The organism is Streptococcus sp. ST14 (assembly GCF_046098195.1).
Classification (GTDB): domain Bacteria; phylum Bacillota; class Bacilli; order Lactobacillales; family Streptococcaceae; genus Streptococcus.
This window is the reverse complement of sequence record NZ_JBJUSF010000007.1, coordinates 21,317-44,680: the sequence shown is the minus strand read 5'-3', so window position 1 is coordinate 44,680 and position 23,364 is coordinate 21,317. Positions and strand designations below refer to the sequence as shown.

Here is a 23,364-nt window from a genome sequence, read left to right as displayed (position 1 = left end):
GTATACTTTTCCAATCATCAAAGAAAGAGGTGTAAATATGAACTATCTAGTTATCCCAGCTTACGAACCTGACTACAATCTCATCAAATTGATTGAAAAGATTCACTATAAGAGCGATTTTTACATCATTGTCATTGATGATGGAAGTTCGGCAGAATGCCAAGACATTTTTGCTCGAGCAGCGAATTTTGCGACGGTCCTTCGCCACCAGGGCAATCAAGGAAAAGGGCAAGCTCTGAAAACAGCCTTTGAGTACATTCAGTCTCTCAATAAGCCAGGGACTGTGGTTACAGCAGATGCAGACGGCCAGCATAGGATCTGGGACATCTTTCGTAGTTTGACCAAATCAAATGAAAATCCTAATACACTTGTCCTTGGTGTCCGTGCCTTTACTGGCAAGGTTCCCTTGCGTAGTCGCTTTGGAAATAGCTTGACTCGTATCTTGTTTAAACTGCAAACGGGTGTCGCTGTATCCGACACACAGACAGGATTACGTGCCTTTTCAACGGATATGATCCCTTTTATGTTCAAGGTAGAAGGACAACGGTATGAATACGAGATGAACATGCTCCTCGAAGCAAGTCAAGTCTACCCAATCTTAGAAGTTCCGATTGAAACGGTCTATATCAACGACAATGAGGCCTCTCACTTCCGACCTATTCGAGATGGCTTGATGATTTATAAAAATATTTTAAAGTTTGCGCTCTCGTCTTTTAGTAGTTTTATCGTAGATTATGTGGTCTACGCTCTCTCTATTCTATGCTTGAGCTTCATTCCGACTGGTTTGCGTGTTCTCCTCTCAAATGGTTTGGCACGTGTGACTAGCTCCATCTTTAACTTTTCTACCAACAAAAAATTGGTCTTTAAGAACAAGGCTAGCAGTTTTAAAACAGGATCAGGCTATTTTGGACTAGCTGTTTGTCTCTTTATCTTAGACACCATCCTGATTCGTTTCTTTAATTCGGGTCTTGGAGTTAATTTGCTGATCGCGAAGATACTTGTCGGAATCATGCTCTTTATCCTCTCTTGGACAGTTCAAACTCGCTTTATTTTCAAAGAAAGGACTTGTAGCCCATTATGAAAGTTTTAAAGAAACCCTATCTATACGCCTCGGTCTTGGGCTTGCTCCTGACAAGCTCCTTTACCTATTCGATGTTGAAGACCTTTGTACTCGCTGAAACGATTTCCACTGTATCTAATACCGGCTCAACCTCTAACACCGCAGCAGCAAGTCAGGCAGCAAAAAATGCTCAAGTGACGGATACTAGCTATTCAGATGGAAATATCAGTGTCAATCTCACTGAAAAGACTGTCAATGAAACGCAGGTCTATGTAGCTGATATAACCCTTAGTTCATCGGACTATCTGAAAACAGCTCTAGCTCAAAACTCCTATGGAACCAACGTCACAGCTAAAACCTCTGTAACAGCCACTGAAAACAATGCTATTCTAGCTGTCAACGGTGACTACTATGGAGCTAATAGTTCTGGTTATGTTATCCGTAATGGAGTTGTCTATCGTGACAGTGTCCGTGAAGACGCTAGTAATGGTGACCTTGCCATTTACAAGGACGGCTCCTTTAAAATCATCTACGAGGACCAAGTTTCAGCTGATCAGTTGGTTCAGGACGGTGTCGTCAATCTACTGGCATTTGGTCCGTCTCTAGTTGAGAATGGAGAAATATCTGTTGATACCAATACAGAAGTCGGTCAGGCCATGTCATCGAATCCTCGTACAGCTATCGGGATTATCGATGAAAATCACTACATCATCATCGTTTCGGATGGTCGTACCTCTGAAAGCAAGGGCTTGTCTCTTTACCAGATGGCAGAAGTGATGAAATCTTACGGAGTGAAGACAGCCTATAACCTTGATGGTGGTGGATCCTCAACTCTCTACTTTAACGGTCAGGTAATCAATAAACCGACTACAGGTGGAAGTAAGATATCAGAAAGGGCGGTGAGTGATATTGTCTACATCGGTTACTAAAATCAAAAACAAACGCCTCAAAAAGACACTCGTTAGCTATAGTCTTCTCACTATTTTCTTCTTTGCATTTAGCCGTATCTACGAGTCCCTTAGTTTTGGGGAGACGTCGCTTCATATGCACTATCTCTTTGCAGTTCCTCTACTAGGAGGCATCGTTCTGGCATTGTTGTTGAAAATCATGCCAAACCTAGGACGAATCAGCCTAAACTTGTGGAACTCGGCAGTTGCAGTCCTAACAACTGGAATGCTCTTTCGAGGAATTGTCAATCTATCAGGTCGTTCAACGACCCTAGATCAACCTTACTGGTATGTCGGCCTAGCCTTTGGTATTTTGGCTATCGCCTCGCTTTTCTTTCATAAGAAAAACAGTTAAAAATTAGCTTTAAAATTAAAAACTGGTTGTTGAGAGAAACAGCCAGTTTTCTTATTGAAGTTCATGACTATAGATCACAAATACCCATATTTTTTGTTTGGATTTTATGGGGCATGCGAATAGTTTTCTCGGTATAATAGTCCCATAGAAGATAAGGAGGCATGAATATGCAGATGTATTTTGGAGATGTGTCACTTTGCTATAGCTATTCATTGGCAATGGCACTGGCTAGCTATGGCTATGACTTTAAAGCAGACTTTCTAGAGGCAATCATGGTAATGGGAAATGGCGCTAGTATCGTAAAGGAAGATGACCAGCACCCTCTAGTATTCTTTGATAACGGAATGCCAGATCTTTCCATCTCCCATTCCTTAAAAATACTTGGGTTTGACTATGAGGATTTCTATCTAAAAGATGGAACTGAAGTAGATTTGGAAGAGATTAAAGGAAAGTTAGAAACCTTTCTGTCCAATGGACCTGTCGTACTGGGACCTCTTGATATGGGCCATCTGACCTACAATCCTAATCACACAATCCTTTATGGTGTGGATCACTTCGTAACCGTGTATGGCATTGATCATCAGCACCTCTATTTGCATGATCCAGCTGGTTTTGCCTGCATGAAGGTTGCTTTTAATGACATATTAGAAGCCTGGAAGGCAGAGACTATTGACTATAAGCGTGGATCTTACTCCATGTGGGGAAATTTTAAGAAGGTCAAGAGTCCTAGTCAGACTGAAATCTATCAGGAAACGGCAAGGATTATGAAAAACCGATATCTGAATGGCCAAAACGGTGTTTTGGAATGTTATGCAAAAGCAGTTGCTGAAAACGGCTTAAATACAGAGCAAAAACAATTGCATCAGTACTTCAGCTTTAAACTTGCAGCTGTTCGAAATCTCTATCTCAGTAAGTTCTTAAAAGTTCATGATCCAGAAGGGGCAAGATTAAAAGAGGAATTGGCTACTCTATTTGGCCAAGCCCACCTTTCGTGTTTAAAAGAAGATTACCAAGAACTGTCCCACTTGCTCTATCAGATAGCAGAAGTGGACGGTCTCTTTAAAGATTTATATGTAAAGTAGTGACTATAAGCATAAAAAATAGTTAGTAGAAGCAGTTTTTCTTAAAATGAAGAACTGCTTTTTGATTATGGTATAATGAAGTAAGAAAACACCTTAAACTACTAGAAAATGAAGGGAGAAATCCTGTGACTAGACCAAAAACAAAAGAGGAGCTAGTGTTAGCCTCTAAGGAAAACTATGAAAAACTTAATCTCCTAATTTCTCAGTTAAGTGAAGAGGAGTTACAGACTTCTTTTGATTTTTCAAAAGACCAAAAGAAAAAAGAAGCTCACTGGAAAAGAGATAAAAATCTAAGAGATGTTCTGATCCATCTCTATGAATGGCATCAGTTACTTTTGACCTGGGTACATTCTAATCAAAAGGGACATGAAAGACCTTTTCTCCCTGAGCCTTATAATTGGAAAACTTATGGAGAAATGAATGTCGCTTTTTGGAAGAAGCACCAGAGAACTTCCTTAGAAGAAGCTATTAAACTCCTCGATCAATCGCATAAAGAGGTTTTAGAGTTGATGGAAGGCTTTAGCAATGACCAACTCTTTAACAAAGGTGTCTATAAGTGGACGGGAGGGACAAGTCTAGGTTCCTACTTTGTCAGTAGCACCTCCAGTCACTATGACTGGGCTCTGAAAAAACTCAAAGCTCATCAGAAAAATTGCAAGAGCAACTAGATGAATTGATAATGAAGTTTAGAAAAGGTTCTTCTAAACTTCGAATAGCTTCATTCTCGTGATTTATGAACAATTCTAGCTTTAGAATCCTTCAAAAATTAAAATTTAAGGATATCATAGACTTAGAATAGTAATAAAACATTTATTTTAATGTAATTCTAAACTTAGAATTACATTGATATTAAAGTAATTGAGCTGTTCGATGCTTAGAATGCCTTTATTCTGAGAAATGTTGACTAGAAAATGGAACAAATGACTTTTTTCTGATATAGGATGATAGATAGATGGGTGAGATGATGAACATACAAAAAGAGAAAGTTAGAAAAGAGTTGATGTCCCTCTGTTTGGGAGAGTTCACAGCCGTCCTATCTATTTGGTTTTGTTTTTTCCTTTTGAAAAATAGGCTTGGTGATTGGAATGGTTTGATCTCTATTCTTCATCCGTTGTCTTTACTGACATTTATTTTGCTTCAAGGTTCAATCTATTGGGCGATTTTGATTAGAAGACTCTCGAAACCTCAGTTCGGAAGTGAAAATGTCCCTAAACTATATGGTGTGCTCAGAATACTAGACCTCGTTTTACTTATTTCAGGCTTTCCTTTTATTGTCTGGAATGCACAGAGTGTCCTAGTGACTATCTTAGCCACGTTGATACAGCTTTTTGCCCTTATCGAATTGGTTAATTATTTCCTCCTACGCCTATCTTATAGTTTGAACCCTCTTGTTTTATGGAAACGAATTACCAAGGGAAAACTTGAAAAAAGCAGAATAGCCAAGGAGTTGGGGTAGGGGGAATGAATGTATGTTTTAGATACTATCAATATAAAACTTTAGTTGACGTTAAATAATATTAAAAATGAGTAGGAGAATATCTATGTCTGTAGGGTTAATGGTTGGTTATAATTGGTGGACTATAGGAGAAGGGAGTCTTTTTAATTCATTCTTTTCGACTATTTATGTTCGCTTAGAGAATAATGAGTGGGGAAGTAGATACCCAGTAATAATGAATAAGCTTTACTGGGGAAATGTTCCTTTTGAATTTGTTGAAAGAGGAATAGCTGAGTTGGTATCTATCCAAGAGGAGTTGAAAAAATTTCTCCCTCAGGATGTTATATGGGATTTTGAAGATTTGTCACTCACTCCTCCTTGGGGAAATAATATCGCAGAGAATATAACAAATTTATCGCATTATTTCATAACGAGTTCCGGAAAAGATTTATTCGAAGTTTTGCTGACTAGTTTTAGATTTGCACTTGAGCACGGTCAAAATGTGAGTGTAAAAAGTATTTGAAACTCAATAAATCAAAGGTTCATTTATGCTATAATGTTCTTAATGAATTTTCAGAAAGGAAACTCAATGCCCTACAAATTTCTACTCTTCGACCTCGACCACACCTTGCTTGATTTTGATGCTGCTGAGGATGTGGCTTTGACGCAACTTCTAAAGGAAGAAGGAGTTGCGGATATTCAAGCCTATAAAGACTATTACATTCCTATGAACAAGGCTCTCTGGAAAGACTTGGAGCAAAAGAAAATCAGTAAACAAGAACTGGTTAACACGCGCTTTTCTCGTTTATTTGCTCATTTTGGACTGGAGAAAGAAGGTAGTTTTCTTGCCCAGCGTTACCAATTTTATCTCGCTCAACAGGGACAAACTTTTTCGGGCTCACATGAACTCTTGGACAGCCTCATCGAGAGAGATTATGAGCTATACGCTGCGACAAATGGGATTACTGCCATTCAGACGGGTCGTCTGGCTCAATCTGGTCTGGCTCCCTATTTCAACCAAGTCTTTATCTCCGAGCAACTGCAAACACAAAAACCTGATGCACTATTCTATGAAAAAATCGGTCAGCAGATTGCAGGATTTGATAAAGAAAAGACGCTGATGATTGGAGATTCCTTAACAGCTGACATTCAAGGTGGTAATAATGCTGACATTGACACCATCTGGTACAACCCTCATCACCTCGAAAATCACACACAAGCCCAGCCGACTTATGAAGTTCATTCTTACCAAGACTTGCTGGATTGTTTAGATGCTTTGTAGTGATTTTCCTAAGAGGTGTTGATATGGAAATTAAAGTCATTGAAGAGATTGATAACTTACTAAATCTCATCGAGCAGTATCAGTTAAAAGGTGTGGTTGCTCAAGTAAATTCGTTAAAAGAGTTAAAGTATATCATAAGCAATCATATAGAGTTAAGTACTCGAGAGAAGATGAATATCCACTATTCACTTTTTCTCCCTAGGGGTGGCTTATCTGAACTCTACTATATGGACGCTAATTTTGAACGGATGAAGTCTGTAAATAATCAACTTTCCTATGCTATTGAAACAATCGAAAAGTTTTTAATGGCTGATTGATACTGTGAATACTAATGTCCAATACTAGGATGAATAACAGTATATATAAGAACTGTAAAAAGTGGTTTAGATAGCCACTTTTTGCTATAATAGAGGCAGTAAAAACGAAGGAGTTGAAGATGCAACACTCATCATGGCATGCTTTGATTAAGGAGCAATTACCTGAAGGTTATTTTGGGAAAATCAATCAATTTATGGAACAGGTCTATGCTCAGGGAACTGTTTATCCACCTAAGGAAAAAGTTTTTCAGGCTCTCTTGACTACACCGCTTGAAGAAGTGAAGGTGGTGATTCTAGGGCAAGACCCCTATCACGGGCCAGGTCAAGCGCAGGGTTTGAGTTTTTCTGTACCTGACTCAATCCCAGCTCCGCCGTCCTTGCAAAACATTTTAAAAGAATTGTCAGATGATATCGGCGTTAAGAAATCTCATGATTTGACGTCTTGGGCTGAGCAGGGAGTCTTGCTTCTCAATGCTTGCTTGACGGTTCCTGCTGGGCAGGCCAATGGTCATGCTGGGCAGATATGGGAGCCATTTACAGATGCTGTGATTCGGGTTGTCAATAATCTAGACAGACCTGTAGTCTTTGTACTCTGGGGTGCTTATGCACGCAAGAAGAAGGCCTTGGTTACCAATCCTCACCACTTGGTTATCGAATCAGCCCATCCTAGTCCTTTATCGGTTTATAGAGGATTTTGGGGTTCCAAGCCTTTTTCCAAGGCCAATGCATTCTTAAAAGAGACAGGACAAGTGCCAATCGATTGGTTTAGATAAGGAGAGAATATGCCTCAGTTAGCGACGATTTGCTACATTGATAACGGAAAAGAACTGCTCATGCTCCATCGCAATAAGAAGCCCAACGATGTCCATGAAGGCAAATGGATTGGTGTGGGTGGAAAGCTAGAGCGAGGTGAGACTCCACAGGAATGTGCAGCGCGTGAAATCCTCGAAGAAACAGGGCTCAAAGCCAAGCCAGTACTTAAAGGTGTTATCACTTTTCCTGAATTTACGCCAGATTTAGACTGGTACACCTATGTTTTTAAGGTGACAGAGTTCGAGGGTGACTTGATTGACTGCAATGAGGGGACCTTAGAATGGGTTCCCTATGATGAAGTCTTAAGCAAGCCAACTTGGGAGGGTGATCACACCTTTGTTGAGTGGCTTTTAGAAGATAAACCTTTCTTTTCAGCAAAGTTTGTTTATGATGGGGATAAATTGTTGGATACCCAAGTTGATTTCTATGAATAAAGGAGAAAGCAGATGCTACTAATCAAAAATGGTCGTGTAATGGATCCCAAGTCTGGTTTGGATCAAGTGTGTGATGTTTTAGTGCAAGATGGGAAAATTGTCAAAATAGCTGCCGAAATCAAGGAAGAAGGAGCAGAGCTAATTGATGCTACGGGCCTTGTTGTTGCGCCTGGACTAGTCGATATCCATGTTCATTTCCGTGAACCTGGTCAAACTCATAAAGAAGACATTCATACTGGGGCCCTAGCAGCCACTGCAGGTGGCTTTACAACCGTTGTCATGATGGCTAATACTAGTCCAACCATTTCGGATGTAGAGACTCTTCAAGAAGTTCTCCAGTCAGCTGCCAAGGAAAAGATTAACGTCAAGACAGTTGCGACCATTACTAAGAACTTTAATGGCCAAGACTTGACAGACTTTAAGGCGCTTTTAGAAGCTGGAGCCGTTGGTTTTTCAGATGATGGAATTCCGCTTGAAAGTAGTAAAGTGGTTAAGGAAGCCATGGAAGAAGCCAAAAAACTCAATACCTTTATCTGCCTTCATGAGGAAGATCCAGGTTTGAATGGAATTCTTGGCTTTAACGAAAACATCGCTAAAGAACATTTCCATATCTGTGGAGCGACAGGAGTGGCAGAATACGCCATGATTGCGCGTGATGTTATGATTGCCTACGCAACAAAGGCCCATGTTCACATCCAGCATTTGTCTAAGGAAGAAAGTGTCAAGGTGGTGGAGTTTGCTCAAGGACTAGGTGCGCAGGTCACAGCAGAAGTAGCACCGCAACATTTCTCTAAGACAGAAGCTCTTCTTTTAACTCAAGGTAGCAATGCCAAAATGAATCCTCCGCTACGTCTAGAGTCAGATCGTCAAGCCGTTATCGAAGGTCTCAAGTCAGGCGTTATCACAGTTATCGCGACGGACCACGCGCCTCACCATGCGGATGAGAAAAATGTACCAGATATCACCAAAGCGCCATCTGGTATGACTGGTTTGGAAACCTCTCTATCTCTTGGTTTAACTTATTTGGTGGAAGCTGGTGAGCTAAGCTTGATGGAATTGCTTGAAAAAATGACTGTTAATCCAGCCAAACTTTACAACTTTGAAGCAGGCTACTTAGCTGAAAATGGTCCGGCGGATATCACTATCTTTGATGCTAAGGCTGATCGTACTGTTGGTCCAAACTTTGCTTCAAAATCAGCTAATTCTCCATTTATTGGGGAAACTTTAAAAGGGCAGGTTAAATATACCATCTGTAAGGGACAAATCGTCTATCAAAACTAGATGGGATTCTGCTCTATAAACTATAAGAATAGAGAGCGTATATGTATCCAACCCATCAATTTAAAGATAAGTTTGTCTTATTTCTTAAGATATTTTTCCCTATCCTGATCTATCAATTTGCCAATTATTCTGCCTCTTTTGTTGATACAACCATGACTGGGCAGTACAATACCATGGACTTGGCAGGAGTATCAACTGCAACGAGTCTATGGAACCCTTTCTTTACTTTTTTAACAGGGATTGTTTCGGCCATGGTTCCCATCATAGGCCATCATCTGGGACGGGGAAAAAAGGAAGAAGTAGCATCTGATTTTTACCAATTTATCTACTTGGCTTTCGGACTGTCTTTGGTCTTGCTTGGAATGGTAGTATTCTTAGCGCCACCTGTCTTAAACAACATCGGACTAGAAGCTCAAGTGGCGGCAGTTGCAGTTTCCTATCTTTGGTACCTGTCTATTGGAATTATACCCTTGTTGCTGTTCAGTGTCATTCGATCTTTGTTAGATTCTCTTGGATTGACCAAGCTATCTATGTACCTCATGCTCCTATTACTTCCTCTTAATAGTGGTTTTAACTATCTTTTGATATATGGAGCATTCGGTTTTCCTGAGCTTGGTGGTGCAGGAGCAGGGCTAGGAACTTCGCTAGCCTATTGGGTTTTATTGGGGATTTCCCTGCTTGTTTTGTTCAAACAAGAAAAATTAAAAGCGCTACATCTTGAAAAACGAATTCCACTCAATATAGATAAAATCAAGGAAGGTGTTCGGCTAGGTCTACCAATCGGGGGAACCGTATTTGCGGAAGTGGCTATTTTCTCCGTGGTGGGACTAATCATGGCTAAGTTTTCATCGCTCATCATCGCTAGCCACCAGTCAGCTATGAACTTTTCCAGCCTCATGTACGCTTTTCCCATGAGTATTTCCTCTGCTATGGCGATTGTTGTGTCTTATGAGGTTGGGGCTAAACGTTTTGAGGATGCAAAAACCTATGCTCGTCTGGGAAGAGTAACCGCCCTTATTTTTGCAGGTCTTACCCTGTCCTTTCTCTACATTTTTAGAGATCGTGTAGCAAGTCTATATGGAAATGACCCTCACTTCATTGAAACCACGGCTGTTTTCCTGACATACAGTCTCTTTTTCCAGCTAGCTGATACCTTTGCGGCTCCGCTCCAAGGAATTTTAAGAGGGTATAAGGACACTATCGTTCCTTTCTATCTTGGTCTAATCGGGTATTGGGGAGTAGCGATACCTCTAGGATACCTACTAGATCAGGTAACTGACTTAGGGGCATTTGCTTACTGGATTGGGTTAATTGCCAGCTTGATTGTTTCTGGTTGTTTGTATCAATGGCGTTTGAAAACCGTAATGAAAAGATTGAGCTAATTTTAAGAAATTATCCTGAAAAACAACTTTGTGAAAAAATGCTCTAACTAGAGAGAATCCCTGTTTTAACAGGGATTTATTTTTTTATATTGTGAAATTTTATTAGCCATATACTTTGACAGTGTATACTAAAAAAGGTAAAATAGTAAGGTAAGTACAAAGTTAGAAAGGCAAGATTATGTCAACTTTAGATAAGAATCTTTTGCTAGAGATGTTCCGTAAGATGGAAGAAATCCGTCGCATGGACTTAAAAATCGCTCAGTTAGTGAAAAAGGGAAAAGTTCCCGGTATGACTCACTTTTCTGTCGGAGAGGAAGCTGCTAACGTCGGAGCGATGCTGGCTCTTAATCCAGATGATCTGATTACCTCAAATCACCGTGGACACGGGCAAGCTATTGCTAAGGGGATTGACCTCAATGGAATGATGGCTGAAATCCTCGGGAAATACACTGGAACCTGTAAAGGTAAAGGTGGTTCTATGCATATCGCTGACCTGGATGCTGGTAACCTTGGTGCCAATGGTATCGTAGGTGGTGGTATGGGAATCGCTGTTGGTGCAGCCCTTAGTCAACAGATGCAACATACTGGTAAAATCGTTGTCTGCTTCTTTGGTGATGGTGCGACCAACGAAGGTGTCTTCCACGAAGCAGTCAACATGGCTTCTATTTGGAAACTTCCTGTTATTTTCTACTGCATTAACAACGGTTATGGGATTTCTGCGGATATCAAGAAAATGACCAATGTGGAGCATATCCATCAACGTAGTGCGGCATATGGAATTCCTGGAATGTTTATCGAAGATGGAAACAATGTCATCGATGTTTATGAAGGATTTAAGAAAGCTGTAGACCATGTTCGTGGTGGCAATGGACCAGTCTTGATTGAAAGTGTAACTTATCGCTGGCTTGGTCACTCATCATCTGACCCTGGTAAATATCGTACGCGTGAAGAAGTGGAATTGTGGAAACAAAAAGACCCAATCAAAAACCTTCGCAAATACCTCATTGAAAACAATATTGCAAGTGCAGAAGAATTGGAAGAAATTCAAGCACAAGTCAAGGAAGCAGTAGAAGCTTCTGTTAAATTTGCAGAAGAAAGCCCATTCCCACCACTAGAATCCGCATTTGAAGATATTTACGCAGACTAAGGAGAAAGAGATAAAAATGGAAACAAAAACAATGTCCTTCCGTGACACCATTATCCTTGCTATGTCTGAGGAAATGCGTCGCGATGAAAATGTATTCTTGATGGGAGAAGATGTCGGTGTCTTCGGAGGAGACTTCGGAACTTCTGTTGGAATGCTCGAAGAATTTGGTCCAGAACGTGTCCGTGACTGTCCGATTTCTGAAGCAGCCATCTCGGGAGCAGCAGCAGGAGCAGCCATGACAGGACTTCGTCCAATTGTCGATATGACCTTCATGGACTTCTCGGTTATTGCCATGGATAATATCGTCAACCAAGCTGCTAAAACACGTTATATGTTTGGTGGTAAAGGTCAGGTTCCAATGACTGTACGTTGTGCAGCTGGTAACGGAGTTGGTTCTGCGGCCCAGCACTCGCAATCTCTAGAGTCTTGGTTTACACACATCCCTGGTCTCAAGGTTGTAGCACCAGGTACACCTGCTGACATGAAAGGACTTCTCAAGTCTTCTATCCGTGATAATAACCCTGTTATCATTCTTGAATACAAGTCAGAATTTAACCAAAAAGGGGAAGTTCCAGTTGATCCAGACTACACAATCCCACTTGGGGTTGGGGAAATCAAACGCGAAGGTACAGATGTAACAGTCGTTACTTATGGAAAAATGCTTCGCCGTGTGGTTCAAGCTGCTGAAGAATTAGCAGAAGAGGGAATTTCAGTTGAAATTGTGGACCCACGTACCCTCGTTCCACTTGATAAGGATATCATCATTAACTCAGTGAAGAAGACTGGTAAGGTCGTTCTGGTCAACGACGCCCACAAAACAAGTGGCTATATCGGAGAAATTTCAGCAATTATTTCAGAATCAGAAGCATTTGATTATCTAGATGCACCAATCCGCCGTTGTGCAGGAGAAGACGTGCCAATGCCTTACGCGCAAAACCTAGAAAATGCAATGATTCCAACAGTTGAAAGCATCAAAGATGCAATCCGTAAGACTTATAACAAAGAATAATACATAATATAAGTTATGTAAATGAACTAAAAAAGACGAGAAACTTTGTATCTTTTAGGTGCAAAACTCTTTTCGTCCTTGATATTATAGATTAGAGCACGGGCTAAAAGCTCGGAAAAAAGATAAATCTCCTTGACTTCATCGAAGTCTGCGTTGATTTCCGATTTTTCGGTCGCTTTTAAACGCCCTTTGCATCATGTAATTGAATTCGGACGGAGGTCTTCGAAAAAAAGATAGATTTCCTTGTGTTCATCGAACACATCGTCAATCTCCTATTTTTTCATTGCCCTCTTCGTCCTTAATATCTTAGTATAGAATTGGAGAGGTCATGGCTGATGACAAGCTAAGAGCGACTCCTGCGGCTAGAAAGTTAGCGGATGATCTAGGAATCAACCTCTACGACGTTTCTGGCTCAGGTGCAAACGGTCGTGTCCACAAAGAAGACGTGGAAACTTATAAAGACACAAACGTGGTTCGCATTTCGCCACTTGCAAAACGAATTGCCCTCGAACATAACATTGCTTGGCAGGAAATCCAAGGAACAGGTCACCGTGGTAAAATCATGAAGAAGGACGTTTTGGCCTTACTTCCTGAAAATATCGAAAACGACACCATCAAGTCTCCTGCTCAAATCGAAAAAGTGGAAGAAGTTCCAGACAATATCACTCCTTATGGTGAGATTGAGCGTATTCCAATGACACCAATGCGTAAGGTTATCGCGCAACGTATGGTTGAATCTTACCTAACTGCGCCAACTTTCACACTCAACTATGAAGTTGATATGACTGAAATGCTGGCCCTTCGTAAGAAGGTTCTTGATCCGATTATGGAAGCGACTGGTAAGAAGACTACTGTAACAGACCTTCTTTCACTCGCTGTTGTGAAAACATTGATGAAACACCCTTACATCAACGCTTCATTGACTGAAGATGGTAAGACCATTGTCACTCACAACTATGTCAACCTTGCGATGGCAGTTGGAATGGATAATGGATTGATGACACCTGTTGTTTATAATGCTGAAAAGATGAGCCTTTCAGAGTTGGTTGTAGCCTTCAAGGATGTCATTGGTCGTACCTTGGATGGTAAATTGGCTCCAAGTGAACTTCAAAATTCAACATTTACAATTAGTAACTTGGGAATGTTTGGTGTTCAATCTTTTGGTCCGATCATTAACCAACCCAACTCAGCAATTCTGGGTGTAAGTTCGACAATTGAGAAACCAGTTGTTGTTAATGGTGAGATTGTTATCCGACCAATCATGAGTTTAGGATTAACCATTGACCACCGTGTTGTTGATGGTATGGCTGGTGCTAAGTTTATGAAAGACTTGAAAGCCTTGATTGAGAATCCGATCTCAATGTTGGTTTAAGTCAGCTATTGTTTTTTAGAGATTTAGATAAAGGAAGTAAGACATGGCCTTAGAAGTAATTATGCCAAAAGCCGGCGTGGATATGACAGAAGGACAAATCGTCCAATGGAATAAAAAAGTCGGAGAATTTGTAAAAGAAGGAGAAATCCTTTTGGAAATCATGACTGACAAAGTCAGCATGGAATTGGAAGCCGAAGAAGATGGATACTTGATTGCCATCCTTAAAGGAGATGGTGAAACTGTTCCAGTAACTGAAGTTATCGGTTACCTTGGTGAAGAAGGGGAAAACATCCCAACTGCTGGAGCGGCTGCGCCAGAATCAAAACCTGCACCTGCAGCTAGTGCCTCAAACGACGATGGTAAGAGCGATGATGCCTTTGATATCGTTGTGATTGGTGGAGGTCCTGCTGGATATGTGGCAGCCATTAAAGCTGCTCAACTCGGTGGTAAGGTTGCCCTTGTTGAGAAATCTGAACTCGGTGGAACCTGCTTGAACCGTGGATGTATCCCAACTAAGACATACCTTCACAATGCTGAAATCATCGAAAACATCGATCATGCAGCAAACCGTGGTATCGTCATTGAAAATCCGAACTTCACTGTAGATATGGACAAACTCCTTGAAACCAAGTCTAAGGTTGTTAATACTTTGGTTGGTGGAGTTGCAGGTCTTCTTCGTAGCTACGGAGTTACTGTTCATAAAGGAATTGGTACCATCACTAAAGACAAGAATGTCTTAGTTAATGGTTCAGAATTGCTTGAAACCAAGAAAATCATCCTTGCTGGTGGTTCAAAAGTCAGCAAGATCAACGTTCCTGGTATGGAATCTTCACTCGTGATGACAAGTGACGACATTCTTGAAATGAACGAAGTTCCAGAAAGCCTTGTTATCATCGGTGGTGGTGTTGTCGGTATCGAACTTGGTCAAGCCTTCATGACATTTGGCTCAAAAGTAACTGTTATCGAAATGATGGACCGTATCGTTCCAGCTATGGATGCGGAAGTTTCTAAGAATCTTCGCTTGATTCTTGAGCGTAAAGGAATGACCATTTTGACAGGCACAAAACTGCAAGAAATCATCGAGGAAAATGGTCAACTTCGTATTAAAGTTGAAGGAAAAGACGATATCATCGCAAGCAAAGCGCTTCTTTCAATTGGTCGTGTGCCAGACCTCGAAGGAATTGGCGATGTTGAGTTTGAATTGGATCGTGGACGTATCAAGGTCAACGAATATATGGAAACTTCTGTTCCAGGTATCTACGCACCAGGTGATATCAATGGTACCAAGATGTTGGCTCACGCAGCCTTCCGTATGGGTGAAGTTGCCGCTGAAAATGCGCTTAAAGGAAATCACGTCGTAGCGAAACTCAACTTAACTCCTGCAGCCATTTACACTCTTCCTGAAGTAGCAGCAGTAGGTTTGACAGAAGAGCAGGCTCGTGAGAAATACGATGTTGCCATTGGTAAATTCAACTTTGCGGCTAACGGACGTGCTATTGCTTCTGATGCGGCTCAAGGTTTCGTTAAAGTCATTGCAGATAAGAAATACGGAGAAATCCTTGGTGTACACATCATCGGTCCTGCAGCTGCAGAATTGATCAACGAAGCGTCAAGCATTATCGAAATGGAAATCACTGTTGAAGAAATGCTGAAGACCATCCACGGACACCCAACTTACTCTGAAGTTATGTACGAAGCATTTGCAGATGTTCTAGGAATGGCTATCCATTCACCTAAGAAAAAATAAATAAGATTTTCAACTAAATTTTCTTAAAGTAGTACGGACGGCAGCGACCTCTATTAGAGTTCCATGCCTAAAAATTGAGCCTCTTGTCTCAATTTTTCCGAGAAATGTAACGATAACACGTTACATTTCTTTTTACCACTTTAGAAAATTGGATTGCTATGAACAGAATTTAAAAACTAAATTTTTGGAAATACTATGAAATACATTATCAATCATTCAAACGACACTGCCTTTAATATCGCCTTGGAAGAATATGCTTTTAAACACCTTTTAGATGAGGATCAAATCTTCCTTCTCTGGATTAACAAACCTTCGATTATCGTTGGTCGCCACCAAAATACCATCGAAGAAATTAACCGTGACTATGTTCGAGAAAATGGTATCGAGGTAGTCCGCCGTATCAGTGGTGGTGGAGCTGTTTATCACGATCTAAACAACCTCAACTACACGATCATCTCAAAAGAAGATGAAAACCGTGCCTTTGACTTTAAGAGTTTTTCAACTCCAGTCATCAATACCTTGGCTCAACTTGGTGTTAAAGCTGAGTTCACAGGCCGTAATGACCTTGAGATTGACGGTAAGAAATTCTGTGGAAATGCCCAAGCCTATATCAATGGGCGTATCATGCACCACGGTTGCTTGCTCTTTGACGTTGATCTGTCAGTCCTTGCTAACGCCCTCAAGGTTTCAAAAGACAAATTTGAGTCAAAAGGTGTGAAATCCGTCCGTGCTCGTGTAACCAATATTGTCAATGAATTACCAGAAAAAATCACAGTTGAAGAATTCCGTGATTTGCTATTGGAATACATGAAAAAAGAGTACCCAGAGATGACTGAATACGTCTTTTCAGAAGAAGAATTGGCGGAAATCAATCGTATCAAGGATACTAAGTTTGGTACTTGGGACTGGAACTACGGTAAATCACCTGAATTTAACATCCGTCGTGGAACAAAATTCACTAGTGGTAAAGTAGAAGTCTTTGCCAACGTCATTGAATCAAAAATCCAAGACATCAAGATTTATGGTGACTTCTTTGGTATCGAAGATGTTGCAGCTGTAGAAGATATCCTTCGTGGCGTGAAATACGAACGTGAGGATGTTCTTAAAGCCTTAGAAACTATTGATATTACACGCTACTTTGCTGGTATCAGCCGTGAAGAAATCGCTGAAGCAGTGGTAGGATAAAAAGAAAAAAGAAGTTGCATATTTTAGCAACTTCTTTTTTTGAGATTAATTTTACATAATTATTATTACGCAACAATCATAAGCTGTCCAAAGCATTCTTTTGTTCATCATTGACGATATGGGTATAGAGGTCAGTTACTTGTGTGCTAGCATGACCTAACTGATGGCTGACCAAAACTTGCGATTTAGTAGCATCATAGAGCCTAGTAGCCAAGGTATGGCGTAGTTTGTGGGGAGTTACTCGGACTTTGAAGTCCTCAGAGTACTTAGCAACCATTTTTTCAACACTAGAAGCATCGATACGATTGGGAACACCTCGGTATAAGGTCAGAAAGAGCGCTGTATCTGTCTTTTCTGTCTTATAGCGTTGATTTCGAATGGCGAGATAATTCTCTAGGTATGGCTTAGCAAAGGCTGCGACATTGACCGAGTCTCGTTTACCACCTTTTCGAGTGACATCGATAACCATCATTTTGAGATTGAGATCTCTTAGATCCAGATTAACAGCTTCAGATAAGCGGACACCTGAGGCTAAGAGAAGTGCAATAATGGCCAAATCTCGCTCCTTGTTCTTATTAAAGGAAGATAGAGCTCGATTGGAGAGCTGTTGTGGGTACTCCTGATCGATATAAGTTAGAAAACCCTCTGTTTCATCACCTAGAAAGAGTTTTTGCTTGATGTTTTCAGCTCGAGCAGCAAGTGTTTCCTTCTTTTTTTTGGTTGAAACTTTCTTCATTACATTACGATAGAAATAGGGCTCTCCTTGGTCATTTTCAACTTCCTCAGTTAGATACTTGTAAAGACTGGAAAGTGCTGACAAGGTCCGATTGATAGTTGTCTGTGAAACACCTTGCTTGGTTGTATTAGCATTCAGCAATGGACGTTCACGTAGATATAGGATAAAAGCTTCCATATCTTTCTTAGACATATTTTCCAAGACAGATAAAGGAATGTCAGAAATTTTATCAGCATTAGAAATTCCAGACTCCAAAACCCAGCTAAAAAATCGATCGTATTCCTTGAGGTATTCGTATAAGGTTGTAAAACTGTAGGGAACAGCAAGCTTTGATTGGTAGTATTCCAGAACATACCAGGGCATGATTTGTTTTAGTTTGTCGATTCGTTCTAGTAAAATCTCACGTTTCATGATTTTCTCCATAATTAAATCTACTAGTAGTATAGCATAGACTTATATATTTTTCAAGAAAATTATAGTTTTTCGGAAAGATGTTATAAGTGTTTGATGGATTCTAGAAAAAACAAAGACCTGGTTCCACAATCATAAGAAACAGGTCTTTTGTGTGTATGTAATCCGGCAATATGTTTATATTTTAATTTCTCTAAAATATTGCAATTGCCATTTTTCCATTGCTATCTTTTGTCGACAGAATGTTTTTACGAATAGCTACCTCGTTTGGAATAATGAATAGTCCCCTCTTATCATTATCAATGATAACGATTATAAGTTCATTTCCTAAGTCCTCATTGGTATAAGGAATGTTCTTGTTGTTTTGGTCTTTTTTCCAAAAAACTGTAAAATATCCTTCTTTTTTTGGTGTTCTTTTTGCCAAGCGGCATCTTTTATACCCTTGCTCTTCCTTTATATTGATAAGAATACCTTCGTATTTTTCATTGTATTTTTCTTCAATGAAATCAAAATCACCATAAAAATTATATAAAACATCGAGTATTTTCATTATGATGTATGTCCCCCTTAGCAAATAACTTTTCCAAAGAATAATACTGTTTCCAACAAAATCAGCTAACAACTATACTCATCTTTTTTATGTATTACCATATAGCAGGATACCAAGATGACGAAGATTTTAATAAGGTAGGTTTCGTATCGTTCAATGTCTATGGTTAGCTGAGACAAGACGTTAATGATCGAATGTGTCATAACGCAAATCCAGAGATTCTTTGTTTTGATATAAAGAGCTGAGAGTATGAAAGAATTCGTCAGCAATCCAAATAAAAACGGTAGAATTTGCAGTGTTGCTAGGGAACCATCTATGTAAAAGAACAACAGATGCCAAAGCGCCCAGCTGAAAAAGGTTAAGATTGTTGAGTAAAAATATAGCAACTTTTCTTGTAAAATTGGTTGAAAAACATATCGCCATCCAATCTCTTCTATACCACCAAAGACAATAAATTTGAAGAACATCAAAAATGGGAGATACCAGCTAAATTCTATTATTTTTCCACCAAACATTAGAAAAGAAAAATCAAGGATAATAAGGAAAAAAGATAATAAATAGTGTTTATAACTGGTATGAATGTTAAAAAAATCGTTTACAATCTTCTTAAAATGAATATGAAAATAGTGATTTGCAACAATTGTTCCCCAAAGAGCTGAAGAAATGCCACCTAAAATGATTCCTAAAATAGTTAATAGATTGGACTGAACAGAAAAATGATTAAAGAGAAAGAAAAGGAGACAAACTGATACTAACTGGCTAAATGTGCCTAGCAAATATACTGCAATTGCCTTATTTCTTTTCATAGAGAATCCTTCCAATAATATTTTACGTAAAATAAATTATGTAAACGGAACTTATAACAACAAATCTTTGACTTTTCCAATTTCACTTTTTGGAATCACCAAGTGAATCATATCACCCAGATACATTCTAGTTGAGCCGTTAACGGTTTGGCTTTTGCCATTATGGACTTGGGTGGTGATGAGTACGTTATGTGGCAAGTTGAGCTCGTGAACCTGTTTTCCAGCGATTTTGTCAGACACAGGGATTTCTATGAGGGTGACTTCTCCTTCGTCTGTTGCTTCTTCTGGTAGCATTTTTTCGAGCATGGCCTCATAGACTGGTGCTCCCTTGAGCAGATCCATGACGATGTAGGCGACTAAGGTCACTAAGCCCAGTGGCATGAGGTTGCGAATATCCCCAACCATCTCAGTTACGAGGATCATGGCAGTTAAGGGAGCCTTGGAAATTGCCCCAAAGTAGCCACTCATTCCCAGAATGACAAATATAGGGAATTGTTCCTGACTGACAAGCCCAAGATTGACACAAATGACACCAACTAGGGCACCAAGTAAGGAACCGAGCGCCAAAATGGGTAGGAAAATTCCTCCTGGGAGGCCACTTCCATAGCTAATCATGCTCCAAACAAAGCGAATCAAAAAGTAAGCTAATAGAACTTGAAAACTAAAATTTTGCTCAGTCAAGGAAAGAACGACCTGATTTCCACCACCGAGAATTTGTGGCAAGAAAATCCCGACTGGTATGATAAGGATAAAGACTAGGATTGGATAATAAGCTTTATCCAAATGGATTTTTTGACCAATCCAGTCATAAATTCGACCAACATTGAGTACAGCTTTCTCATAGAGAAAACCAGAAAGCCCGAGAAAAACTCCCATAAGGAGGTAAATCCAATACTGGTCTAGGGTCATGAGAGGAATGTTGTCTGGCATATCCAGTACGGGTGTTAGGCCAAATATGAGCAGAGAAACAAAGTTTGCTACGAGACTGGCTGCTAGAGTCGAGACCCAGAAAAAACGTGAAAAATGGTGATAGACTTCTTCTACAACAAAGAGGAGGCCTGCAATCGGTGCATTAAAGGCAGCGGCTAAACCTGCAGCAGCTCCACTGGCAATCAGGGAACGTTCCTCTACTGGACTGGATTTGAGCCACTTGGCGATGCCTTTACCACCAACTGCTCCAAGTTGAATACTTGGCCCTTCTCGACCTAGCATGAGCCCACTGGCAATAGCAAGAATCCCCAATACATATTTCTTCCAGAGAACACTCCACCAGTTAAGAGTCATGAGTCCCTTTAGTTCGGCTTCGACTTGAGGAATTCCTGAACCCTTGATATCTTTTTCTGACCGAGTTAGTTTCGCACTAAGCCAGCAAACTATTACATAAAATAGACCAATGATAAAAAGATTGCGCACTAGGTGCGCTTGATCTTGATAGAGTCCTTGTAGCAGGTGGAAGCCCTTTTCGATTAAGAAACGAAAAGATCCGACGATTAGCCCGACGACGAGGCCAACAATAATTCCTCGGCCAACTTGGGATAATATGGTGCTTGAGGCAAAGGCAAATTCTTTCTTGGAACTGAGTGTTTCTGACTGTTCCTCCATAATCATTTCCTCTTACTTGTCTTTCTTAGTTGAAACCAGTGTTTTGACTGGTTCAAAACTGGTTCGGTGAATTGGGGTGACACCTAGTTTTTCTAGTCCTTTTAGGTGTTTAGCTGTTCCATAACCTGCATTAGCTGTAAAATCATATCCAGGATATTGCTGATCATATTCCTTCATCAATTCATCCCGTGTCACCTTGGCTACTATAGATGCAGCTGCGATTGAGAGAGAGTTGGCATCTCCTTTGATGATTGCTGTTTGGGGAATCGACAAATCCAGTTTCATGGCATCTATCAAGAGGTGCTCAGGTTTCGGACTGAGCTGGGAGATTGCTTCCTTCATGGCTAGTTTGGTAGCTTCATAGATATTGACTTGGTCGATGACCTGATTATCCATGATACCAATCCCGATTGATAAAGCTTGGTCTTGAACGGCTTGATAAATTTCCAGATGTTTCTTTTTAGGGATTTTTTTGCTATCGTTGAGGCCTTTAATCTTACAATTTTTGGGCAAGATAACGGCTGCAGCGACTACAGGTCCAGCCAGAGGACCACGGCCGACCTCGTCAACACCTGCTACTAAGGTCAATCCTTGCTTATACAGTTCTTTTTCATAGGAAAGCATAGTTTCTAGGCGAAGGTCTTCATCCAGTTCAGCCTGAATGGCTTTTTTACGCTTGTTGATTTCCTTTTGAACTCCAGAACGACTATCCTTTTCCAGTTCAAGAAAAAGAGGATTGTCTAATTCTTTGACAGTGGCAAGAAGTTCTTTGATTTCTTTAATCGTCGTCATCGATGTCGTCCAATGTATCTAAGGTGTAGTTACCGAGTTTTCCATCACGGACTTCCTTGACGAAGAGGCTGTAAAAGCGGTCGTAGTCGTCTCGGAAACCAAGGGCACGGGTCATATCCATGATGATAACAGGTGCTTCTTCTTCTATCTTCATTTGTTTGAAGCGTTCAGCTAGCTTTTCTGGATAATGTTTTTTGAAATAATTGAGACCAAAAATGGTCACCTCATCCATAGGAAGCAACTGGTCTTTAATTGCCCCTGTTAGGGCTAGTTTCAAAGCGACGGTTTCGTCTTCGAACTTAGGCCAAAGAATCCCTGGTGTGTCTAGGATTTCAAGGTCTTTATTGGTTTTGAGCCATTGTTGTCCTTTGGTAACACCTGGTTTATTGCCGACAACTGCAATCTTTTTCCCAGCCAAACGGTTCATGAGAGTTGACTTACCGGCATTTGGAATTCCTATAATCATGGTCCGCAAGGTTTCGATCTTGATACCGCGTTCTTTCTGGCGTGCAATTTTATCAGCCATGAGTTTTTTAGCTGCATCCGTCACAACTTTTACAGTTACTTGCTCTTTGGAGTTGATAGCCAGAGTTTGGATTCCCTGTGATTCAAAATACTGACGCCATTCTTTGGTCATTGCGGGGTCAGCAAGATCTGCCTTATTCAAAATCAAAAGCTTTGGTTTATCACCCACAATCTTGGTTAACATAGGATTTTGACTAGATAAAGGTAGCCGAGCATCCACCAAAATCGTTACAAAATCAACAAACTTTAGATTCTCCTGAACTTGCCGCCGAGCCTTAGACATGTGGCCCGGAAACCATTGAATAGTAGCCATAAACATTTCCCCTTCCGACTAAAAAAACGTGATAAAAACGTTTTCTTTCTTACTACCTATTCTATCATAAATGAGGAACTTTTGCACAGGCTTTGACCACAATAAATGACAAATAGTATTGGTCCGAAACATCCTTGATGCCAGTAACGATTTACTTGACTTTTTTTGTTTTCAGGTATATACTTAGTGTATACTAATTCGTGGAGGTAGAGCAATGAATACAGTAAAGACTCGGAAGGTGGGGAATTCGCTCACTGTGACCATTCCTAAAAATTTGGGGATGACAGAAGGTCAAGAAATGGTCGTCTACAAAGGGATTGACGGAGTCATTGTCTTAGCTCCAAAACTGAAAGATCCTTTTGATGGGATTACTGATTTGAGAATGACAAATGATTTTGAAGGGGTAAGATCACTTGATAGCGAAATCTGACTATATTCCTGAAAAGCAGGATATCATTTGGCTGGACTTTGATCCATCAGTCGGTCGGGAGATTCAGAAAAGGCGACCTGCCTTGGTAGTTTCTAGGAGAGAATATGCCTTGCAAACTGGATTTGTGGCTGTCTGTCCTATCACTCATGGCCAACATCGTTTGGCAGAAAAAGGCTTGCTCGTTCCTGTCTCGTCGGACAAGGTAGATGGCGCTGTCAATCCATTTCAACTGTATACCTTTGATTTTCGGATGCGTAATGCTCAAAAAATAACAAGAATGGACACACAATGTTTTCAGAAAGTCGTCCAACTTTACCAGTACATCTTTGGAGATACATAAATCCTACCATG

The 23,364-nt window shown here is 40.4% G+C and carries 25 protein-coding genes and 1 pseudogene; 20 read left to right on the top strand and 6 right to left on the bottom strand.

Annotated features, from left to right (window positions below; all coding sequences use genetic code 11):
- Positions 1 to 37: 37 nt before the first annotated feature.
- From ACIY19_RS03815 to ACIY19_RS03730, 18 genes are all read left to right on the top strand, one after another.
- Positions 38 to 1,081, top strand: coding sequence for a glycosyltransferase (locus ACIY19_RS03815; RefSeq protein WP_409002724.1), 1,044 nt, complete (start codon positions 38 to 40; stop codon positions 1,079 to 1,081).
- On the top strand, positions 1,078 to 1,989 hold the full coding sequence (locus ACIY19_RS03810; protein WP_000866187.1) for a phosphodiester glycosidase family protein: 912 nt from the start codon (positions 1,078 to 1,080) through the stop codon (positions 1,987 to 1,989). The genes ACIY19_RS03815 and ACIY19_RS03810 overlap by 4 nt, the downstream gene beginning before the upstream one ends.
- Positions 1,964 to 2,362: a hypothetical protein gene (locus tag ACIY19_RS03805; protein ID WP_002893287.1), complete on the top strand. Its 399-nt coding sequence runs from the start codon at positions 1,964 to 1,966 to the stop codon at positions 2,360 to 2,362. The genes ACIY19_RS03810 and ACIY19_RS03805 overlap by 26 nt, the downstream gene beginning before the upstream one ends.
- Before the next feature lie 167 nt (positions 2,363 to 2,529).
- Positions 2,530 to 3,444 (top strand): hypothetical protein, encoded by a 915-nt coding sequence (locus ACIY19_RS03800; RefSeq protein ID WP_001178514.1) that lies wholly within the window; start codon positions 2,530 to 2,532, stop codon positions 3,442 to 3,444.
- A gap of 125 nt (positions 3,445 to 3,569) precedes the next feature.
- Positions 3,570 to 4,112, top strand: coding sequence for a ClbS/DfsB family four-helix bundle protein (locus ACIY19_RS03795; RefSeq protein WP_409002723.1), 543 nt, complete (start codon positions 3,570 to 3,572; stop codon positions 4,110 to 4,112).
- A gap of 284 nt (positions 4,113 to 4,396) precedes the next feature.
- Entirely contained in the window at positions 4,397 to 4,900 is a 504-nt protein-coding gene (locus ACIY19_RS03790; RefSeq protein ID WP_316717912.1) for a hypothetical protein, read from the top strand.
- 85 nt (positions 4,901 to 4,985) lie between these two features.
- Positions 4,986 to 5,402 carry an immunity 70 family protein gene (locus ACIY19_RS03785; RefSeq protein WP_316717913.1) on the top strand — a complete coding sequence of 139 codons (417 nt, stop codon included), beginning with the start codon at positions 4,986 to 4,988 and terminating at the stop codon, positions 5,400 to 5,402.
- A 66-nt stretch (positions 5,403 to 5,468) separates the two neighbouring features.
- Complete coding sequence (locus ACIY19_RS03780) at positions 5,469 to 6,161, top strand: YjjG family noncanonical pyrimidine nucleotidase (protein ID WP_316717914.1); 693 nt, start codon at positions 5,469 to 5,471, stop codon at positions 6,159 to 6,161.
- 23 nt (positions 6,162 to 6,184) lie between these two features.
- Positions 6,185 to 6,478 (top strand): hypothetical protein, encoded by a 294-nt coding sequence (locus ACIY19_RS03775; RefSeq protein ID WP_000404133.1) that lies wholly within the window; start codon positions 6,185 to 6,187, stop codon positions 6,476 to 6,478.
- Positions 6,479 to 6,597: 119 nt separating this feature from the next.
- Positions 6,598 to 7,251 (top strand): uracil-DNA glycosylase, encoded by a 654-nt coding sequence (locus ACIY19_RS03770; protein ID WP_001164853.1) that lies wholly within the window; start codon positions 6,598 to 6,600, stop codon positions 7,249 to 7,251.
- Positions 7,252 to 7,260: 9 nt separating this feature from the next.
- Complete coding sequence (locus ACIY19_RS03765) at positions 7,261 to 7,725, top strand: 8-oxo-dGTP diphosphatase (protein WP_001135768.1); 465 nt, start codon at positions 7,261 to 7,263, stop codon at positions 7,723 to 7,725.
- 12 nt (positions 7,726 to 7,737) lie between these two features.
- On the top strand, positions 7,738 to 9,006 hold the full coding sequence (locus ACIY19_RS03760; RefSeq protein WP_316717916.1) for a dihydroorotase: 1,269 nt from the start codon (positions 7,738 to 7,740) through the stop codon (positions 9,004 to 9,006).
- A 41-nt stretch (positions 9,007 to 9,047) separates the two neighbouring features.
- Entirely contained in the window at positions 9,048 to 10,388 is a 1,341-nt protein-coding gene (locus tag ACIY19_RS03755) for an MATE family efflux transporter (protein WP_316717917.1), read from the top strand.
- 178 nt (positions 10,389 to 10,566) lie between these two features.
- Positions 10,567 to 11,535 carry a thiamine pyrophosphate-dependent dehydrogenase E1 component subunit alpha gene (locus ACIY19_RS03750; RefSeq protein WP_409002722.1) on the top strand — a complete coding sequence of 323 codons (969 nt, stop codon included), beginning with the start codon at positions 10,567 to 10,569 and terminating at the stop codon, positions 11,533 to 11,535.
- Between the two features lie 16 nt (positions 11,536 to 11,551).
- Positions 11,552 to 12,544: an alpha-ketoacid dehydrogenase subunit beta gene (locus ACIY19_RS03745; RefSeq protein WP_000448714.1), complete on the top strand. Its 993-nt coding sequence runs from the start codon at positions 11,552 to 11,554 to the stop codon at positions 12,542 to 12,544.
- A 328-nt stretch (positions 12,545 to 12,872) separates the two neighbouring features.
- Positions 12,873 to 13,916, top strand: a complete 1,044-nt coding sequence (locus ACIY19_RS03740; protein ID WP_409002721.1) for a dihydrolipoamide acetyltransferase — start codon at positions 12,873 to 12,875, stop codon at positions 13,914 to 13,916.
- A gap of 43 nt (positions 13,917 to 13,959) precedes the next feature.
- Positions 13,960 to 15,663, top strand: a complete 1,704-nt coding sequence (gene lpdA, locus ACIY19_RS03735; protein WP_409002720.1) for a dihydrolipoyl dehydrogenase — start codon at positions 13,960 to 13,962, stop codon at positions 15,661 to 15,663.
- A 195-nt stretch (positions 15,664 to 15,858) separates the two neighbouring features.
- Positions 15,859 to 16,848, top strand: coding sequence for a lipoate--protein ligase (locus ACIY19_RS03730; protein WP_409002719.1), 990 nt, complete (start codon positions 15,859 to 15,861; stop codon positions 16,846 to 16,848).
- A 76-nt stretch (positions 16,849 to 16,924) separates the two neighbouring features.
- On the opposite strand, the gene xerS is transcribed toward ACIY19_RS03730, so the two are convergent.
- From xerS to ylqF, 6 genes and pseudogenes are all read right to left on the bottom strand, one after another.
- On the bottom strand, positions 16,925 to 17,995 hold the full coding sequence (gene xerS, locus ACIY19_RS03725; protein ID WP_314434894.1) for a tyrosine recombinase XerS: 1,071 nt from the start codon (positions 17,993 to 17,995) through the stop codon (positions 16,925 to 16,927).
- A 196-nt stretch (positions 17,996 to 18,191) separates the two neighbouring features.
- Positions 18,192 to 18,545 (bottom strand): annotated as a pseudogene (locus ACIY19_RS03720) (MepB family protein); the annotation flags it as partial.
- A 65-nt stretch (positions 18,546 to 18,610) separates the two neighbouring features.
- Complete coding sequence (locus ACIY19_RS03715; protein ID WP_409002718.1) at positions 18,611 to 19,351, bottom strand: CPBP family intramembrane glutamic endopeptidase; 741 nt, start codon at positions 19,349 to 19,351, stop codon at positions 18,611 to 18,613.
- A 51-nt stretch (positions 19,352 to 19,402) separates the two neighbouring features.
- Entirely contained in the window at positions 19,403 to 20,953 is a 1,551-nt protein-coding gene (locus ACIY19_RS03710; RefSeq protein ID WP_409002717.1) for a chloride channel protein, read from the bottom strand.
- Positions 20,954 to 20,965: 12 nt separating this feature from the next.
- Complete coding sequence (locus ACIY19_RS03705) at positions 20,966 to 21,745, bottom strand: ribonuclease HII (protein ID WP_409002716.1); 780 nt, start codon at positions 21,743 to 21,745, stop codon at positions 20,966 to 20,968.
- A complete protein-coding gene (ylqF, locus tag ACIY19_RS03700) occupies positions 21,732 to 22,583 on the bottom strand; it encodes a ribosome biogenesis GTPase YlqF (protein WP_000201310.1) in 852 nt (283 codons plus the stop codon). The genes ACIY19_RS03705 and ylqF overlap by 14 nt, the downstream gene beginning before the upstream one ends.
- Before the next feature lie 214 nt (positions 22,584 to 22,797).
- Between ylqF and mazE the strand changes: the two genes are divergently transcribed.
- Positions 22,798 to 23,013, top strand: coding sequence for a type II toxin-antitoxin system PemI/MazE family antitoxin (mazE, locus tag ACIY19_RS03695; protein WP_001098942.1), 216 nt, complete (start codon positions 22,798 to 22,800; stop codon positions 23,011 to 23,013).
- Positions 22,997 to 23,353, top strand: coding sequence for a type II toxin-antitoxin system PemK/MazF family toxin (locus ACIY19_RS03690; protein ID WP_061427366.1), 357 nt, complete (start codon positions 22,997 to 22,999; stop codon positions 23,351 to 23,353). The genes mazE and ACIY19_RS03690 overlap by 17 nt, the downstream gene beginning before the upstream one ends.
- Positions 23,354 to 23,364: the final 11 nt, after the last annotated feature.

What these genes read in the sequence shown, in the direction of transcription:
- ACIY19_RS03785 (WP_316717913.1), top strand. Translation starts at nt 4,986, where the DNA reads ATGTCTGTAGGGTTAATGGTTGGTTATAATTGGTGGACTATAGGAGAA.
- ACIY19_RS03780 (WP_316717914.1), top strand. Translation starts at nt 5,469, where the DNA reads ATGCCCTACAAATTTCTACTCTTCGACCTCGACCACACCTTGCTTGAT.
- ACIY19_RS03755 (WP_316717917.1), top strand. Translation starts at nt 9,048, where the DNA reads ATGTATCCAACCCATCAATTTAAAGATAAGTTTGTCTTATTTCTTAAG.
- lpdA (WP_409002720.1), top strand. Translation starts at nt 13,960, where the DNA reads ATGGCCTTAGAAGTAATTATGCCAAAAGCCGGCGTGGATATGACAGAA.
- ACIY19_RS03730 (WP_409002719.1), top strand. Translation starts at nt 15,859, where the DNA reads ATGAAATACATTATCAATCATTCAAACGACACTGCCTTTAATATCGCC.
- xerS (WP_314434894.1), bottom strand. Translation starts at nt 17,995, where the DNA reads ATGAAACGTGAGATTTTACTAGAACGAATCGACAAACTAAAACAAATC.
- ACIY19_RS03775 (WP_000404133.1), top strand. Translation starts at nt 6,185, where the DNA reads ATGGAAATTAAAGTCATTGAAGAGATTGATAACTTACTAAATCTCATC.
- mazE (WP_001098942.1), top strand. Translation starts at nt 22,798, where the DNA reads ATGAATACAGTAAAGACTCGGAAGGTGGGGAATTCGCTCACTGTGACC.
- ylqF (WP_000201310.1), bottom strand. Translation starts at nt 22,583, where the DNA reads ATGGCTACTATTCAATGGTTTCCGGGCCACATGTCTAAGGCTCGGCGG.
- ACIY19_RS03745 (WP_000448714.1), top strand. Translation starts at nt 11,552, where the DNA reads ATGGAAACAAAAACAATGTCCTTCCGTGACACCATTATCCTTGCTATG.
- ACIY19_RS03790 (WP_316717912.1), top strand. Translation starts at nt 4,397, where the DNA reads ATGGGTGAGATGATGAACATACAAAAAGAGAAAGTTAGAAAAGAGTTG.
- ACIY19_RS03815 (WP_409002724.1), top strand. Translation starts at nt 38, where the DNA reads ATGAACTATCTAGTTATCCCAGCTTACGAACCTGACTACAATCTCATC.
- ACIY19_RS03800 (WP_001178514.1), top strand. Translation starts at nt 2,530, where the DNA reads ATGCAGATGTATTTTGGAGATGTGTCACTTTGCTATAGCTATTCATTG.
- ACIY19_RS03710 (WP_409002717.1), bottom strand. Translation starts at nt 20,953, where the DNA reads ATGGAGGAACAGTCAGAAACACTCAGTTCCAAGAAAGAATTTGCCTTT.
- ACIY19_RS03760 (WP_316717916.1), top strand. Translation starts at nt 7,738, where the DNA reads ATGCTACTAATCAAAAATGGTCGTGTAATGGATCCCAAGTCTGGTTTG.
- ACIY19_RS03715 (WP_409002718.1), bottom strand. Translation starts at nt 19,351, where the DNA reads ATGAAAAGAAATAAGGCAATTGCAGTATATTTGCTAGGCACATTTAGC.
- ACIY19_RS03810 (WP_000866187.1), top strand. Translation starts at nt 1,078, where the DNA reads ATGAAAGTTTTAAAGAAACCCTATCTATACGCCTCGGTCTTGGGCTTG.
- ACIY19_RS03740 (WP_409002721.1), top strand. Translation starts at nt 12,873, where the DNA reads ATGGCTGATGACAAGCTAAGAGCGACTCCTGCGGCTAGAAAGTTAGCG.
- ACIY19_RS03770 (WP_001164853.1), top strand. Translation starts at nt 6,598, where the DNA reads ATGCAACACTCATCATGGCATGCTTTGATTAAGGAGCAATTACCTGAA.
- ACIY19_RS03705 (WP_409002716.1), bottom strand. Translation starts at nt 21,745, where the DNA reads ATGACGACGATTAAAGAAATCAAAGAACTTCTTGCCACTGTCAAAGAA.
- ACIY19_RS03765 (WP_001135768.1), top strand. Translation starts at nt 7,261, where the DNA reads ATGCCTCAGTTAGCGACGATTTGCTACATTGATAACGGAAAAGAACTG.
- ACIY19_RS03750 (WP_409002722.1), top strand. Translation starts at nt 10,567, where the DNA reads ATGTCAACTTTAGATAAGAATCTTTTGCTAGAGATGTTCCGTAAGATG.